This is a genomic window from Mycobacterium sp. (genome assembly GCF_049683935.1).
Taxonomy (GTDB): Bacteria; Actinomycetota; Actinomycetes; order Mycobacteriales; family Mycobacteriaceae; genus Mycobacterium.
This window is the reverse complement of record NZ_JBAUJR010000019.1, coordinates 1-14,674: the sequence shown is the minus strand read 5'-3', so window position 1 is coordinate 14,674 and position 14,674 is coordinate 1. Positions and strand designations below refer to the sequence as shown.

Below are 14,674 nucleotides of genomic sequence, written 5' to 3'. Positions count from 1 at the left end.
TTTCCCTGTCGCATGCAAGTACCTCCAGTTCAGCGACTCAACCCAGTGTGGCACAGCACGACGCTCGGCCACACTCGTGAGAGCTTCCGTCCCGCCCCGGTCAGGGCGCTGAGCTGCACTGATATCGGCGGCGAGGACCCAGACGTTACAAGCTGGAAGATCGCTGAACGACGCTTTTCCGGCTAGCCGCGGGACCGGCTGTCGCGTTTGGCCTGGCGGCGCGCCCCGGTCGCCTTCGTACTCGCTTCGCGCTTCTTGCGGCCCGGGGAGTTCCGTGTCGTATCGGTGCGCACCGGTCGCGTTGCAGTGCTCGGGGCTTTTCGGGCAGAAGCATTACGGGCCGGAGCCGCATTCTCGGCGCGCACCAACGCAAGCCGCTCTTCCTTCAGCGACCGGGCACTGTCGCGGGCCGCCGCACTCACCTGGCGGCTCACCCGGGCGAGGGCCTCCTCGAAGACTTCGGCGCGGGCGGCATTCCTCACATTTCCGCCGCGCGCGGCCCCGCGAGCGCCTTTCTGGGAAACCCGGGCCGCGCCGCGGCGCCGATAGATCCCCACATGTTTGTTGCGGGCCCGGCGCACGCGGGCGTGCAGCTCGAGAAGCTCGTCCTCGTCGAGGGCAGTGAGTTCAGCCGGTTCGGTCGCGCGAACAAGAAGGAGATCGGATTCGCTCAACGATTCCAGAAGCTTGCTCGAGGCCATGGCCAGATCCTATGCACGCTGACCGCGGAAAATGCGCGATATCGATCCTCAGGCATTCTTAGCGGATGATCGTGGCCTTCAGCATCAGTCCCTCCGGCAGCGACGAGACCGGGGGTGTCGGTCTCGCGGTCGCCGAAGCGGTCCGGATCGTGCGCGCCTCCGGGCTGCCCAACGAGACCAACGCGATGTTCACCAACATCGAGGGCGAGTGGGATGAGGTGATGGCCGTCGTGAAGCAGGCGGTGGACGCCGTCGCCGCCGTCGCCCCCCGGGTCAGCCTGGTGCTCAAGGCCGATATCCGGCCCGGCTACACCGGCCAGCTCACCGCGAAGGTGGCGCGCATCGAAGACGCACTGGGCAGCTAGGACCGGACCAGCCGGGCGATCGCCGCCGACGCCTCCGCGAGCTTGGCATCCGCATCCGAGCCACCCGCCGCGACCGCGTGGGTCACGCAGTGGCCGAGGTGCTCGTCGAGCAACCCGAGGGCGACGGACTGCAGCGCGCTGTTGACCGCGCTGATCTGCGTCAGGATGTCGATGCAGTACTTGTCCTCGTCGATCATCTTGGCGATGCCGCGGACCTGACCTTCGATGCGGCGCAACCGCTTGGCGTAGTTCTCCTTCTGCGCCGAGTAGCCGTGCACATTCGAATGGCCCGCCTCAACCGATGGGTTCTCACTCACGGCTGCCCTCCAGCATCTGCTTCATCTGTCCGATCTCGGCTTCCTGCGTCCGCACCATCGTCTCGGCCATCGCGATCGCGTCGATATTCTCTCCGTTGGCGATCTCGGCCTTGGCCATCTCGATCGCCCCCTGATGGTGGCTGATCATCGACTCCAGCCACAGTGTGTCGAACTCTGTGCCGCGCAGCGACTCCAACCGCGTCATCGTCGCGTCGTCGACCATCCCCTGCATGCTCTGCCCGTGTCCGGCGTGGCCCTCGCCGTCGGAGTCGACGCCGGCCTCCGGGTTCTCGTTCCACTGCACCAGGAACACGTTCATGATGTTGATCTCGGGCTGCTGCGTCGCGGCGATCTGGCCTGCCAGCGAGGCCAATTCCGGGTTCGTGGAGCGGTCGGGCACCAGGTTCGACAGTTCGATGGCCTGCTTGTGATGCGGAATCATGTTGGTGGCGAACGCGACATCGTCGGCGTTGTATCCCGCGGGCTCCCCGGTGATCACCGCCGTCTCGGGAATCCCGGAGCCGCCGCCGTCGTCTGCGGAATCCTCCGGGGCGCTGCAGCCGGCGAGCAGGACGGCGGTGGCCACAGCGGCGAAGGCGGCGGCTAGACGTGCGGGGGTGGAACGCATGCGACCAGGGTACTAGTACCCCACGGGGGTATGAATAACGGTTTGTCCGGTGCAAACACCCGGGGGCATACTTGGCCGCATGCCTTCAGGTCCTGACATCAAGCCCAGAAGCCGCGACGTCACCGACGGCCTCGAGAAGACCGCCGCCCGCGGGATGCTCCGGGCTGTGGGTATGGGTGACGACGACTGGGTGAAGTCGCAGATCGGCGTCGCGTCCTCGTGGAACGAGATCACCCCGTGCAATCTGTCGCTGGACCGGCTCGCGAAGTCCGTGAAGGACGGTGTGCACGCCGCCGGCGGCTTCCCGATGGAGTTCGGCACCATCTCGGTGTCCGACGGCATCTCGATGGGCCACGAGGGCATGCACTTCTCGCTGGTCAGCCGTGAGGTGATCGCCGACAGCGTCGAGACCGTGATGATGGCCGAGCGCCTCGACGGTTCGGTGCTGCTGGCCGGGTGCGACAAGTCGCTGCCCGGCATGCTGATGGCCGCCGCCCGTCTCGACCTGGCCAGCGTGTTCCTCTACGCCGGCTCGATCATGCCCGGCAAGGCGACGCTGACCGACGGCACCGAGCGGGACGTGACGATCATCGACGCGTTCGAGGCCGTCGGGGCCTGCGCGCGCGGGCTGATGTCGCGCGAGGACGTCGACATCATCGAACGCGCCATCTGTCCCGGCGAGGGCGCCTGCGGCGGCATGTACACCGCCAACACCATGGCCTCGGCCGCCGAGGCACTGGGCATGTCCCTGCCCGGATCCGCCGCCCCGCCCGCCAGCGACCGTCGCCGCGACGGATACGCCCGCGCCAGCGGCGAGGCCGTCGTCGAAATGCTCAAGCGCGGCATCACCGCCCGCGACATCATGACCAAGGAGGCGTTCGAGAACGCGATCGCCGTGGTGATGGCATTCGGCGGTTCCACCAATGCGGTGCTGCACCTGCTGGCCATCGCCTGGGAGGCGAACGTGAAGCTGACGCTCGACGACTTCACCCGCGTCGGCGCGAAGGTGCCGCACCTGGCCGACGTCAAGCCGTTCGGCAAGCACGTGATGTTCGACGTCGATCGCATCGGCGGCGTGCCGGTCGTGATGAAGGCGCTGCTGGATGCCGGCCTGCTGCACGGGGATTGCCTGACGGTGACCGGCCAGACCATGGCGGAGAACCTGGCACACATCGCCCCGCCCGATCCCGATGGCAAGGTGCTGCGGGCGCTGGCCAACCCGATCCACCCGACCGGCGGCATCACGATCCTGCACGGATCCCTGGCGCCCGAGGGCGCGGTGGTCAAGTCGGCGGGCTTCGACTCGGACGTGTTCGAAGGCACCGCAAGGGTTTTCGAACGCGAGCGGGCCGCGCTCGACGCACTCGAGGACGGCACGATCACCCACGGCGACGTCGTCGTCATCCGCTACGAGGGCCCCAAGGGTGGGCCGGGGATGCGCGAGATGCTGGCCATCACCGGCGCGATCAAGGGCGCCGGCCTGGGCAAGGACGTGCTGCTGATGACCGACGGCCGATTCTCCGGCGGCACGACGGGCCTGTGCGTAGGGCACGTCGCCCCAGAGGCCGTCGACGGCGGGCCGATCGCGTTCCTGCGTGACGGTGACCGGATCCGCCTCGACGTCGGCAAAGGCACCCTGGACGTGCTGGTCGACGCCGACGAGTTCGAGGCGCGCAAGGTGGGGTTCGAGCCGTTGCCGCCCGTGTACACGACCGGCGTGCTGGCCAAGTACACCAAGCTGGTTCACTCCGCGGCGACCGGCGCCGTCTGCAGCTAGCGGCAAGCCGACCGAGCAGGGACCAAGCCAGCCGATTCGACACTGTGCGGACCCGAGTCGTGAGAACATCACGTTCTGCAGATGCCCTCACCCCCGGTGGAGATCGCATGATTCGTACGGTTGCCGCGACCTCGGCAGCGTTGTCCGTCCTCGGCGCCTGTCTGTCGGCGCCCTCGGCGGCCGCCGCCGACGGGGATCAGACCATCAGTGTCCAGAACGGGCAGATTCGTTGTCTGCTCAGTGGCAACTACCAGGATCTCGGCCGCCCGATGGCGATCTGCGGCAGATCCGACGGCGGAACCTTCGCGGTATCGCGGCCGCCGCTCAATCTCGCGGCGGTGCGCGCGACCGGGGAAATGTTTTTCGCAGCGGGAACGATTCCCGGTCCCGAATCGGCCGATGTGGTGTTGGGCACCGGCCAGACGTACGGCGCAAACGGTTGGACGGTCACCACACAGGACCTACGGACCTTGATCACCTACGACGACGGCGGTCACGGAATGCGGGTCAACCCGGTGGAGGCGGGCGCCGTCTGGGTGTGACGCCCGACCAGACGCGTTTCCGAACACCGGTTCCTGGCGACCTCGACACCGACCGTCACACATCGCCGCTACAAAGGACGTTGATGCAGAACCGACTCAGGATCGCCGGCATTGCCGCCGCTGCGCTCGCCACGATCACGTTCAGTCAGGTGCCGGCTTCCAACGCATTGGGCGAATATCCCGTGGCAAGCCCCGGGGCCTATTTGGTCAGCACGAGCCTCGCCGCCAACGGACAGCCCTATCAGTGCACGGCGGGGTTCACTGTCCGTACGCCCAGCGGAGCACCGGGAATGCTGACGGCGGGCCACTGCGACCGCGACCCGGTGAACGACACCGTGCTGCAGCGGACGCCGACGGGCGACCGGATGATCGGGCACTACGTGCGGTGGGAGGTGATACCCGGCGTGCGTGACATCGGTCTGGTGGATCTCGCCGGCAGCTCGGTACCGCTGGTGAGCCAGGTGGATGCGATGAACGTGTCCCGCGTGATGAGCGCGGACGACGTACGTCGCGAGCAGCCGCAGCTGTGCAAGTCGGGAGCGCGCACGGGGGTGTCCTGCGGCCCGGTCACCGCGGTCACCGACACCCAGGTGTCGTTCCGCGCCTGGGACGACCTCGGTGATTCCGGCGCACCGGTGTACGCCCGCCAGGTCGATGGAACCGTCGCGGCCGTCGGAATCCTGTTCGCGCACAGCGACGACGTGTTCGGGCGCATCGTGCACGCCACCCTGGTTGCGCCGGTCATGGCCGAATGGGGACTTGCGAACTGGGCTTGACCGGTCACCCGGGGATACAGCTGACTACGGCGCCTTCACGACTACCTCGTCCTTGCCGGCCAGCCGGTCGTCCCACACCTGCAGTACCTCCGGTGAGGTGCGCGGGGTGAGCAGGCTGGCCACCACGTAGGCGATCAGGCTGGCGCCGAGGCCGTAGTAGATCGGCTCGTTGGCGAGCACATCGCCGACGACGAACATCGTGCCGAGGGTGACCACGGTCCCGACCCCCATCGACCACAGTGCGCCGGCACCGGTCGCCCGCTTCCAGACGAAACCGCCGAGGATGGCCACCAGCAGACCGCCGACCAGGATGTCGTAGGCGATCGTCAGCGCCGCCACCACGTCGTTGAGCAGTGCGGCGATCACGATGACGACGATGCCGAGGACCACCACGTAGCGACGATCGGAGTGCAGGTCGCGCTGCCCGTCGGCTTCTGTCTTGTCCGAACGGCCGATCATCCGCAGCAGCAATGGTTTCACGTCGGTGCGCGCCACGGTCGCCGTGGCGATAAGTGCACCCGACGCAGTGGACATCATCGCCGCGACCGCGGCCGCGAGCGCCAGACCACTGATACCGACCGGCAGGATCGTCTCGGCGATCTGGGCGTACACGTCGTCGCTGGCCTCGATGTCGGGCAGCAGTGTTGACGCCGCCATGCCGATCACCGCACCGGCGATCCCGTACAGCGCGCAATAGACGGCCGCGGTGGTGCCGCCCCACTTGGCGACCGCGGGCGATCGAGAGGTGAACACCCGCTGCCAGATGTCTTGTCCGATCAGCATTCCGAAGCTGTAGACCACAAAGAACGTGATGATCGTCGGAAGACCGATGGCACCGAGGTCGAACACCGCGTCGCCGGCCCGTTCGCGGATGCCCTCGAATCCCCCGGCCTTGGTCAGCGTGAACGGCAGCAGCAGGAAGAAGATCCCGACGGTCTTGAGGACGAACTGCACCATGTCGGTGAGCGTGATCGACCACATCCCACCGATCGAGGAGTACAGCATGACGGTGGCACCGCCGATGATCACCGACACCGTGCGGTTGGTGCCCAACAGGACGTTGAACACGGTCGCGTACGCGATCGTCGACGTGACCGACAGCATCAATGTGTAAGCGGCCATAACGATTCCGGAGGACGACGTGGCGTCCACGCCGTAGCGCAGCCGCAGCATCTGCGCGACGGTGTACACCCTGAGCCGCTGAATCCGCCCCGCGAAGAGCAGGCTCAGCGCCAGCAGTCCGACCGCGATGGCCACCACCAGCCACATGCCCGAGATGCCGTACTGGTAGCCGAGCCCCACCCCGCCGACGGTCGACGCACCGCCGAGCACGACGGCCGCAATGGTGCCCGTGTACAGCGCCGGGCCGAGACGCCGACCGGCGACGAGGAAGTCGTCGGAGTCCTTGGTCCGGGACTTGCCCCAGAACCCGAACGCGAGCATGGCGGCGAGATAGACGACGATGATCGCGATGTCGATCGGGTGGCCCATGATGTGCTCCTCAAATGTGGGTGGGGGCGAACATCCGCAGCAGTGCGGGTAGAACAACAACCGCGGGACCGCGGGTGGTGAACGTCTCGGCGATGATCCGGCCGACGGTGTCGAGTGTCGCCAGATGCGCAGGCACGCCGAAACTCGCTGCCAGCGAGACGAAGTCGGGGCGCGCGAGTTCTGTTGCGGTGGCGGTGCCGAACGCGTCGGTCATGTACTCCCGCAGGATTCCGTAACCGCCGTCGTCGACGATCAGCCACGTGACGTCGGCGTCGTGCTGACAGGCTGTGGCGAGTTCGGCGATCGAGTACATCGCACCGCCGTCACCGGAGACCGCCAGGGTGCGGGCACCGGTTCCGATCGCGGCAGCCAGTGCCGCCGGGAATCCGAACCCGAGTCCGCCGGCGCCCTGGGCGGAATGGAACCCGCCGTCCTGGGGATCCCACGCCGACCAGGCCCAGTAGCCGGCGATCGTCATGTCCCAGAACGTCTGTGCCGCAGCAGGTACCGCTGCCCGCAGATCGTCCATCAGCCGGAGTTCAGCGGCGACGTCCTGACCGGCGAGCCTGTCCTGCACCGACCGTCGGAGATCAGCGGCAATCCGAGCGCCGTCGGCCGAGTTGCGCTGCGCCACCTTCTCAGTGATCGCCGCCAGCGCGAGCGCAGCGTCGGCGTGGATGGCCAGCGCTGGGTGGTTGGCTTGCAGCACTCGCGATTCGGCGTCGATGTGAATCAGCCGACCGTTGGGCTCGAACGTGAAGTAGTTGCTCGTGACCTCACCCATCGCGGTGCCGACAACCACCAGCACGTCGGCGTCCTCCAGCAGTGCGGTGGTGTGCCGGTCCTCGATCCACGACGCCGCAGACAGCGGATGGTCGAACCGGATCGCGCCCTTACCGCCGACCGTCGAAACCACGGGCGCATCGACCTTTTCGGCAAGGGTAACCAGCGCCTCAGGACCGCCACTGGACCGGCGCACGCCGCCACCGGCCAAAATCACCGGGCGCTGAGCAGAACTCAGGAGCGCGACGGCCTCATCAACGAGTTCCGCGCGCGGTCGCCGTTGCACAACCGTGGTGACCACTGAGGACACCGGCGGCGCGTCGGCAGGTCCGAGCAGCACGTCCTGCGGAATCTCGACCCATGTCGGGCCGGCGGGCGCGGATTGTGCCAGCGACCACGCGTCGGCGACCCGGCTCGGAATCTCGGCGGCATGCCGGACCACCGCGGTGCTCTTGGTGACGTTGATCGCGCTGCGCTGCTGATCGTCGAGTTGATGCAGCATTCCGCGCCGCAGCCCCAAACCGGCACTGGGCACCTGGCTGACGATCACCAGCAGCGGCACGCCCGTCGCGTACGCCTCCTGCAGCGCACCCAGCGCGGTGAGCGCCCCCGGCCCGGTGGACAGGAACAACACCCCGACTTCGCCTGTGGCCCTGGAGTATCCATCGGCGCCGAAGGCCGAGTTGTTCTCCACGCGTGAGCTGACGAAGGTCAGGTCGCTGCGCCGGATGGCGTCGAACAGGCCCAGCGCATGTTGGCCCGGAATGCCGAAGACGTGCGAAACCCCCAGCGCTGTCAGGGTTTCGACGACGACGTCGCCTCCGTTTCGAGTCACGAAGACTCCTCGTGCCTCATCGCCAACAGCGATACCAGGTCGTAGGCGACGTGCGAGGCCGCGACCCCGGTGATCTCGGCGTGGTCGTAGGCGGGTGACACCTCGACGACATCCGCGCCGATCAGGTTCAGCCCGCGGAAGCCGCGCAGGATCTCGAGCAGTTCGCGGCTGGTCATGCCGCCGGCTTCGGGCGTGCCGGTGCCCGGCGCGTGTGCGGGGTCGAGCACGTCGATGTCGATCGAGACGTACACCGGCCGATTGCCGAGTCGTTGCCGAAGCTTGTCGACGACCTCACGCACGCCCTGGTAGTACACGTCGGAGGACGTGACGATGCCGAACCCGAATCGGCGGTCGTCGTCGAGATCCTTCTTGCCGTACAGCGGTCCACGGGTGCCGACGTGTGACAGCGCCTCGGTGTCGAGCAGGCCCTCTTCGACGGCCCGCCGGAATGGCGTGCCGTGGGTGTACTCGGCGCCGAAGTAGGTGTCCCAGGTGTCCAGGTGAGCGTCGAAGTGCACCAGTGCCACCGGGCCGTGCTTCTGGGACGCGGCGCGCAGCAACGGCAGGGCGATGGTGTGGTCACCGCCGATGGTGACCAGGCTGGTGCCGTCCCGGGTGAGATCCACGGCGGCGGCCTCGATGGTCTCGATCGCCTCGTGGATGTTGAACGGGTTGACCGCGATATCGCCGGCGTCTGCGACCTGAGCGATCTCGAATGGGGATACGTCCAATGCCGGGTTGTAGGGCCGCAACAGCCGTGAGGCCTCCCGCACATGGGTCGGGCCGAAGCGGGCGCCGGGGCGGTAGGACACCCCGGAGTCGAACGGCACCCCGACGACGGCGACGTCGGCGCGGGGCACCTGGTCCAGGCGTGGCAACCGGGCGAAGGAGGCCGGGCCTGCAAAACGCGGTGTCTTCGACGCGTCGACCGGGCCGACAGGAGCTGTCATTCGATGTGGCCTCTGACTCTCGGGGATGTGGTGCGGGTCACGTTAAGCCCATGTCAGAGGCACTGCAAGCAGTTCCATCGTTACAGCGACGTTTCGGATATCGATGTGTCGTGTTGTCCGGTTGATTACGGAGTTTCATGATCGAATAGGGCCTCGGATCGATTGATATGTCAACTCGGTCCGGTCCAAAAATCTCGACGGAAATTATGGCGGTGTGTGGTGGATGAGGTCGATGAGGCCATCGTGGAACTGCTCGAGGTCGACGGACGCCTCACCCACCGGGAGATCGCACGCACCGTCGGGCTGTCCCGGTCCGCCGCTGCCGCCCGGATTCAGCGGCTCATCTCGAGCGAACAGGTTGTCATCCGCGGAGCGGTCCATCCCGCTGTCCTCGGCAGGGGCGCCCTGGCCCACGTCAGCGTCGTCGTCTACGGCCCTGCAGCGCCGGTGGCCGAGCAGCTCGCGCGCCGCGACGACATCCCGTTCCTGTCGCTGACGGGCGGCCCGCACGCCCTTGTCGCCGAGATCCGGTCGGCGTCCGCCCGCGACGTCGACAAGGCCGTGGCCGAACTGCGCGCGCTCCCCGGCGTCTGGGGAGTCGACACCCTGATGTACGTCGAGGTGGTGCGCGATGTGATCGGGCCCGTCGGCGATGTCCGCACCGAGGTGGACGGCACGGACCTCAAACTGCTGGCCGCACTGCAACAGGACGGCCGAAGTTCCTATGTCGAACTGGCGGCGACGGTCGGGCTGTCGGCCGCCGGCGCTCGTCGGCGAGTGGTTCGACTGATCGCGGACAAGGTCGTCCGCGTCGGCGCCGTGGTGCGGCACTCGGGTCAGGACCGGCAGAGCGCACTGGGATTCGGTATCCGACTCGCCGGGGATCACCACGAGGTGGTCGCGACGTTGACCGCGATGCCGTCGGTCATCTTCGTCGCGCGCACCCTCGGACGCTTCGACGTGCTGGTCACGGTTCGTGCCTTCTCGGCCGCGCAACTGGTCGAGGTGCTGGACGCGGTGCGCGCACTGCCGGGCGTGCGGACCCTGGAGAGCTGGACGCACCTCGACGTGGTCAAGGAGAGCTACGCCTCCGGGATCGGGGCGACGGCAGCATGGGGCGAGCGAAGCGACGGGAGATCGACTACGTCGCGCTGACGGCGATGCGCTCGATCCGTCGCAGCGCGAGCTCGAGAACCGGGAGGTACGCGGGCGCCCACACCGGCGCGCTCATCCACAACCGGCAGCCCGAGTCGGCGGGTTCGACGCCGTGGTTCGTGGCGGGCACCCCAGCGACGCGCCATGCCCAGGACCGGCCGGGGTCGAGTTCGGAGATGACAAACGGCAGCGGAACGCCGACCGGGGTCCACACCCGACCGGTCGCGCCCAGTTCGAATGCCGCGCCGTCGAGTTCAGCCCGGCTGACCGTCAGGCCCCATCGGGGCCACATGTCGAGGTCCACCAGGATGCGCCACACCGAATCCGCCGACGCTTCGATCTGTCTGTCCACTGTCCACACCACGGGCGGATACCCCAAGTGCGCTATCCGAACCGTGCATGCAGTTCGGGCAGGAATCCGGCCAGGTGGTTCATCTCCTGTGCGCAGTGCACCAGCAGATCCCGCGGGTCGGGCAGCAGCCGGGCCGCAACGGGACGAACGACACTGTTGGCCAACAGGTTTCCGTGGCGGACCGCGATGAGCGAACCACCCATCCAGAACCGCGATCGCATCTCGGCCCCCTCCGGCGTCGGCCGCACGTGATGGATCAGCCAGCCCACATCGACCGGCAGATCACCCGATCCCAACCGCGCACACACCGCGACCTCACCCGCCGGCACCGTGAGACCGAGCGCGGCGGGGGCGACGAACTGGATCGCAGCCTTGGTGAATGACGACCCGAGGTACTCCCGGACCACCGAAGTCCGGCCGACGTAGGGCCCGTCGCCGAGATCGTCGCGCCACTGTGCCGAGACGTGCGCGCGGGGATGCCACAGCTTGTAGCGCCGACTATCGCTGCCGTGCCAGCCGAACCACCAGTCCCACATCTGCGGCGTCACCCCGGGCATGTCGGTGCGTACCGACACCTGGATGCCTCCGAGAGCAAGCGTGCCGTAACCGTTCTCGGTCTGCAGATAGCCGGCATCGAGAAGTGTTGCGCGATCGTCGAATCCGAGGAGTACGGGGGCGGCCTGCGGACCGTGTTCGAGCGCTTCGGCGACGTGGCGTTGCAGCGGCGCCATCTGCGGGCGGAAGAACCGGCCGTACGGCGTGTCAGCGTCGCCGTCGCGATACCCGAGGTAACTCATCACACCCGTCCCATCCAGCTGTGGAATCGGCCGTCCGGGTCGTACCCGGATCGGACCCGGTCCAGCGTGGCCATCGCCTCGGCGGTGGCGAACGGGGCGGGCCGCTCGCCGAGGTTCTCGTCGGCCAGTTGCACACCGGTCTGCAGGTGTTCCATCGCGGACATGTTGGTTCGTGCCCAGTCGCTGTACTTCGGGTCGTCCGCGGCGTCCCGCCACACTCCGTAGAGGGCGAGGTAGATCTCGTCCTCGAGGCTGTAGGCCATGTCCTGCCGCGACGGCGACGGCCCCCAGTTGAGCCACAGGAAGTGCGCCGGGTGCGGTGGCATCGTCTCGAGAATGCGTCTGATCCCCGACATCAGATCCACTGCCGGCGCGGATGTCCACATGTTGTCGGTGGCGTAGCGGTATCCCGTCGGGTAGTTGCTCATCACGCCCGCGTACCAGGTCTCCAGGTCGGTCGGCGCGTACGGCACCGCGACGATCGCCTGTTCCCGGGCCGGGCAGGTCTCCAACAGTGCCAGGGCATCCACGGCGTCCTGCTCGGTGTCGGCGAACACCGGGGAGGCCATGACGATGCCCGGGGTGTCGAGTCCGGCGCCGGGCACCGCACGCGACGCGACCATCTGGAACTCGACACGGCGGTCCACCTCGGCGCTGATCGACCGCGCCCACGGATAGATCTCGTCGGCGGCCTCCCACGGATACACGTAGATGCTGCTGCCGCAGACCGGTGGCCGCGGATAGAGCTTGAGATGAAAGGAAGTCACGACGGCGAAGAACCCCGGACCGGATCCTCTTGCCGCCCAGTAGAGGTCGGCATGGTTTTCGGCGTCGATGTAGAGGCGCTGTCCGTCGGCCGTCACCACGTCGAGCCCGAGCACGCTCTCGCACGCCGGACCGAGGACCCTGCTGTTCCAGCCGTACCCGCCCTGCAGCAGGTAGCCGCCGATGCACACCCCCTTGCAATGTCCCGCCGGGAAGAACAGGTTCTGCTCGGCCAGCGTGGCCGCCAGGACGCTGCCGCCCAATCCCGGTCCGGCCACGGCGATCCGGCCATCGGGGTCGACAACGCACTGGTCGAGTCGGCTGACATCGAGCAGCACGCCGCCGTCGCGGACGTGGTTGCCGGCCCAGCTGTGCCCGCCGGAGCGGACGCCGATGCGCAGATCCCGGCGCTGCGCGAACCGGACCGTGGCGACGACGTCGTCGACGTCGGCCGCCTGAACGACGACGTCAGGGTATCGCTGCGGGGTGCGGGCATTCCACACCGTCTGCGATCGCGCCTCTTCGTAACCCTCGGCGCCGCGGCAGAAGTGCCGCCCGGCCGGAAGCTGTGGCATCACTCTGCCCTCCGTGCGATCCGTATATCGGATCTTGCTGATTCGTCTAGCGGATCAATATAGTGGCGACATGGCGTCCACGGATGAGAATCGACGGATCGAGGCCGACGGACGGGAAGACGGACTGCAGGTTCTCCGGCGGGCCGCATCGGCGCTCGACGAGATCGCGACCGCACCGGGCCGGTTGCGCCCCGTCGACATCGGCTCGAACCTCGGGCTCGCCAAATCCACCGCGCGCCGGTTGCTGGTCGCGCTGGTCGACGTGGGGTTCGCCGCGGTCGACGACGCCGGTCGCTACCACCTCGGTGATCGCCTGCTCGGACTGGTCAGCGCCGACGGGTCGCACCTCGCGGCGATTTTTCGTCCGGTGATCGAGGGGGTCGCTGCGGCCACCGGTGAGACCGTCGACCTGTCGGTGCTGCGCGGTCGGCAGATGTGGTTCATCGACCAGATCGAGTCCGCGCACCGGCTCCGGGCCGTGTCGGCGATCGGCGGCCGATTCCCGCTGCAGGACACCGCAAATGGCAAGGCCGCGCTGGCGACCCTGGACGACGGCGAGATCCCCGAATCGCTACGCGAGGAGGTCCGGGAGGTGCGCCGCACCGGAATCGCCTACGACCACGACGAACACACCGTCGGCATCTCCGCCGCCGGTATCGCAGGGCGGGTGCCGGGCGGTCACGTGGTGGCGATCTCGGTGCCCGCACCCACCGAGAGGTTCATGGCCCACCGAGAGGTGATCGTCGATGCGTTGCGCGCCGCAGCGAGAGCGCCTGTGTGGGACGCGGGTCCGGCTTCCTGACGTTCGCTGCGCGACCTGGCCGACTACGTCACACGCCCTACTTCACGATGGCCACCGCGAAGCCGTCCCACCCCTTGGTGCCGACCGTCTGAATGGCGGCGGTGTCCAGTCGTGGGTGCTCACCCATCATGTCGAACATCGCGCGCACCGCCTGCGCCTGCTCATCGTCGGGACCCGGATCGAGCACCCGCCCGTTGCGGGCGATGTTGTCGACGACGATGACCGTGCCCGGCGAGCCCAGGGTGATCGCCCACTGGACGTAGGCGACGTTGTTCTCCTTGTCGGCGTCGATGAAGACCAGGTCGAAGGCGTCGCCGCGCTGCTGTAGTTGCGGCAGCGTGTCCAGCGCGGCACCCACGATGATCTCCACCCGGTCGGCCACTTCCGCACGCTCGAGGTTGCGCCGCGCCACCTCCGCGTGCGCGGATTCGAATTCCAGCGAGACGACGGCGCCGTCCGGCCCGACCGCGCGCGCCAGCGCGATGGTGCTGTACCCGGCGAGAGTGCCGATCTCGAGCACCCTGCGGGCACCGGCGATCGTCACCAGCAGCGACAGCAGCTTGGCGTGCTGCGCGGACACCTCGATGGCGGGCATCCCGGCCGCGTCACCGGCCTCACGGGCCTGCCGCAGCGCGTCGTCCTCGGTGTGCAGGACACGGGTGAACAGGTCGTCGAGCGATACCCAGTCGGGCGTAGTCACACGTGCGACGTTACCGCGGGCCCCGGCGAGCAGCGGTGGTCGGTCGGCCGGACTGTCACAATGCCAGTCCCCCAATGTTTTTCGTGGTCGTGACCGGTCGCCCCCGAAGGCCGGGGTTTACCGAGCCATGGACCTGGGTACCTGCGCCCAGCAGCCCGGGAAAGGTGAATCAGATGAGTGTGACCAGTAAAGGACGTGCCGCCGCGCGGCAGACGATCCGTGTGCAACGCCGGGTTGTGCTGGTTCAGGCTCTGTTCTGGCCCACCGCGATCACCACCGCGCTCGTCGTGGGTGTCACCGTCGCGCTGAGAATTCGCTCCAACCTGCGCACCCCGGCGCCGGCGCCGGCCGTCACACCCACCC

General features: G+C 67.9%; 17 protein-coding genes. 7 read left to right on the top strand and 10 right to left on the bottom strand.

The genetic code is table 11. The features are described from left to right. Window positions 1-182: 182 nt before the first annotated feature. Window positions 183-701 (bottom strand): hypothetical protein, encoded by a 519-nt coding sequence (locus WA965_RS01160; RefSeq protein WP_526298882.1) that lies wholly within the window; start codon window positions 699-701, stop codon window positions 183-185. A 65-nt stretch (window positions 702-766) separates the two neighbouring features. Here WA965_RS01160 and WA965_RS01155 point away from each other — a divergent pair, with 65 nt between their 5' ends. Continuing rightward, on the top strand, window positions 767-1,066 hold the full coding sequence (locus tag WA965_RS01155; RefSeq protein WP_526298884.1) for a thiamine-binding protein: 300 nt from the start codon (window positions 767-769) through the stop codon (window positions 1,064-1,066). Here the strand turns inward: WA965_RS01155 and ricR are convergent. Together ricR and WA965_RS01145 are read right to left on the bottom strand one after the other, a co-directional pair. Further along, on the bottom strand, window positions 1,063-1,344 hold the full coding sequence (gene ricR, locus WA965_RS01150; RefSeq protein WP_347133555.1) for a copper-sensing transcriptional repressor RicR: 282 nt from the start codon (window positions 1,342-1,344) through the stop codon (window positions 1,063-1,065). The two genes, WA965_RS01155 and ricR, sit on opposite strands and share 4 nt — an antisense overlap. A 31-nt stretch (window positions 1,345-1,375) precedes the next feature. Further along, window positions 1,376-2,011 (bottom strand): DUF305 domain-containing protein, encoded by a 636-nt coding sequence (locus WA965_RS01145; RefSeq protein WP_526298886.1) that lies wholly within the window; start codon window positions 2,009-2,011, stop codon window positions 1,376-1,378. 79 nt (window positions 2,012-2,090) lie between these two features. On the opposite strand from WA965_RS01145, the gene ilvD reads away from it, so the two are divergent. The 3 genes from ilvD to WA965_RS01130 all read left to right on the top strand — a co-directional run bounded on the left by ilvD (window position 2,091) and on the right by WA965_RS01130 (window position 5,106). Then, window positions 2,091-3,788 (top strand): dihydroxy-acid dehydratase, encoded by a 1,698-nt coding sequence (gene ilvD, locus WA965_RS01140; protein WP_526298887.1) that lies wholly within the window; start codon window positions 2,091-2,093, stop codon window positions 3,786-3,788. A gap of 107 nt (window positions 3,789-3,895) precedes the next feature. Continuing rightward, window positions 3,896-4,330: a hypothetical protein gene (locus WA965_RS01135; protein ID WP_526298889.1), complete on the top strand. Its 435-nt coding sequence runs from the start codon at window positions 3,896-3,898 to the stop codon at window positions 4,328-4,330. 83 nt (window positions 4,331-4,413) lie between these two features. Further along, window positions 4,414-5,106: a chymotrypsin family serine protease gene (locus tag WA965_RS01130; RefSeq protein ID WP_526446929.1), complete on the top strand. Its 693-nt coding sequence runs from the start codon at window positions 4,414-4,416 to the stop codon at window positions 5,104-5,106. Between the two features lie 24 nt (window positions 5,107-5,130). Here WA965_RS01130 and WA965_RS01125 read toward each other — a convergent pair whose 3' ends face one another. Genes WA965_RS01125 through speB form a run of 3 tightly spaced genes read right to left on the bottom strand, consistent with a single transcriptional unit; the run spans window position 5,131 to window position 9,165 of the window. Then, complete coding sequence (locus tag WA965_RS01125) at window positions 5,131-6,597, bottom strand: sodium:solute symporter family protein (protein WP_526299568.1); 1,467 nt, start codon at window positions 6,595-6,597, stop codon at window positions 5,131-5,133. A 10-nt stretch (window positions 6,598-6,607) separates the two neighbouring features. Continuing rightward, a complete protein-coding gene (locus WA965_RS01120) occupies window positions 6,608-8,215 on the bottom strand; it encodes a thiamine pyrophosphate-binding protein (protein WP_526299566.1) in 1,608 nt (535 codons plus the stop codon). Next, entirely contained in the window at window positions 8,212-9,165 is a 954-nt protein-coding gene (gene speB / locus WA965_RS01115) for an agmatinase (RefSeq protein WP_526299564.1), read from the bottom strand. The genes WA965_RS01120 and speB overlap by 4 nt, the downstream gene beginning before the upstream one ends. Before the next feature lie 219 nt (window positions 9,166-9,384). Here speB and WA965_RS01110 point away from each other — a divergent pair, with 219 nt between their 5' ends. Next, the gene (locus tag WA965_RS01110) at window positions 9,385-10,320 is read left to right on the top strand and encodes an Lrp/AsnC family transcriptional regulator (RefSeq protein ID WP_526299562.1); all 936 of its coding nucleotides are present in this window, start codon (window positions 9,385-9,387) and stop codon (window positions 10,318-10,320) included. Here the strand turns inward: WA965_RS01110 and WA965_RS01105 are convergent. The 3 genes from WA965_RS01105 to WA965_RS01095 are packed head-to-tail and all read right to left on the bottom strand — an operon-like array spanning window position 10,307 to window position 12,809. Continuing rightward, window positions 10,307-10,681 (bottom strand): SRPBCC family protein, encoded by a 375-nt coding sequence (locus tag WA965_RS01105; RefSeq protein WP_526299574.1) that lies wholly within the window; start codon window positions 10,679-10,681, stop codon window positions 10,307-10,309. The two genes, WA965_RS01110 and WA965_RS01105, sit on opposite strands and share 14 nt — an antisense overlap. 23 nt (window positions 10,682-10,704) lie before the next feature. After that, on the bottom strand, window positions 10,705-11,469 hold the full coding sequence (locus WA965_RS01100) for a DAPG hydrolase family protein (RefSeq protein WP_526299560.1): 765 nt from the start codon (window positions 11,467-11,469) through the stop codon (window positions 10,705-10,707). Continuing rightward, window positions 11,469-12,809: an FAD-binding oxidoreductase gene (locus tag WA965_RS01095; RefSeq protein ID WP_526299558.1), complete on the bottom strand. Its 1,341-nt coding sequence runs from the start codon at window positions 12,807-12,809 to the stop codon at window positions 11,469-11,471. The genes WA965_RS01100 and WA965_RS01095 overlap by 1 nt, the downstream gene beginning before the upstream one ends. Window positions 12,810-12,879: 70 nt before the next feature. On the opposite strand from WA965_RS01095, the gene WA965_RS01090 reads away from it, so the two are divergent. Beyond that, the gene (locus WA965_RS01090) at window positions 12,880-13,611 is read left to right on the top strand and encodes an IclR family transcriptional regulator (protein WP_526299556.1); all 732 of its coding nucleotides are present in this window, start codon (window positions 12,880-12,882) and stop codon (window positions 13,609-13,611) included. Window positions 13,612-13,648: 37 nt separating this feature from the next. On the opposite strand, the gene WA965_RS01085 is transcribed toward WA965_RS01090, so the two are convergent. Further along, the gene (locus WA965_RS01085; RefSeq protein ID WP_526299554.1) at window positions 13,649-14,311 is read right to left on the bottom strand and encodes an O-methyltransferase; all 663 of its coding nucleotides are present in this window, start codon (window positions 14,309-14,311) and stop codon (window positions 13,649-13,651) included. A 173-nt stretch (window positions 14,312-14,484) separates the two neighbouring features. On the opposite strand from WA965_RS01085, the gene WA965_RS01080 reads away from it, so the two are divergent. Next, window positions 14,485-14,674 (top strand): hypothetical protein (locus WA965_RS01080; protein WP_526446927.1); only part of this gene is annotated, 190 nt, incomplete at its 3' end.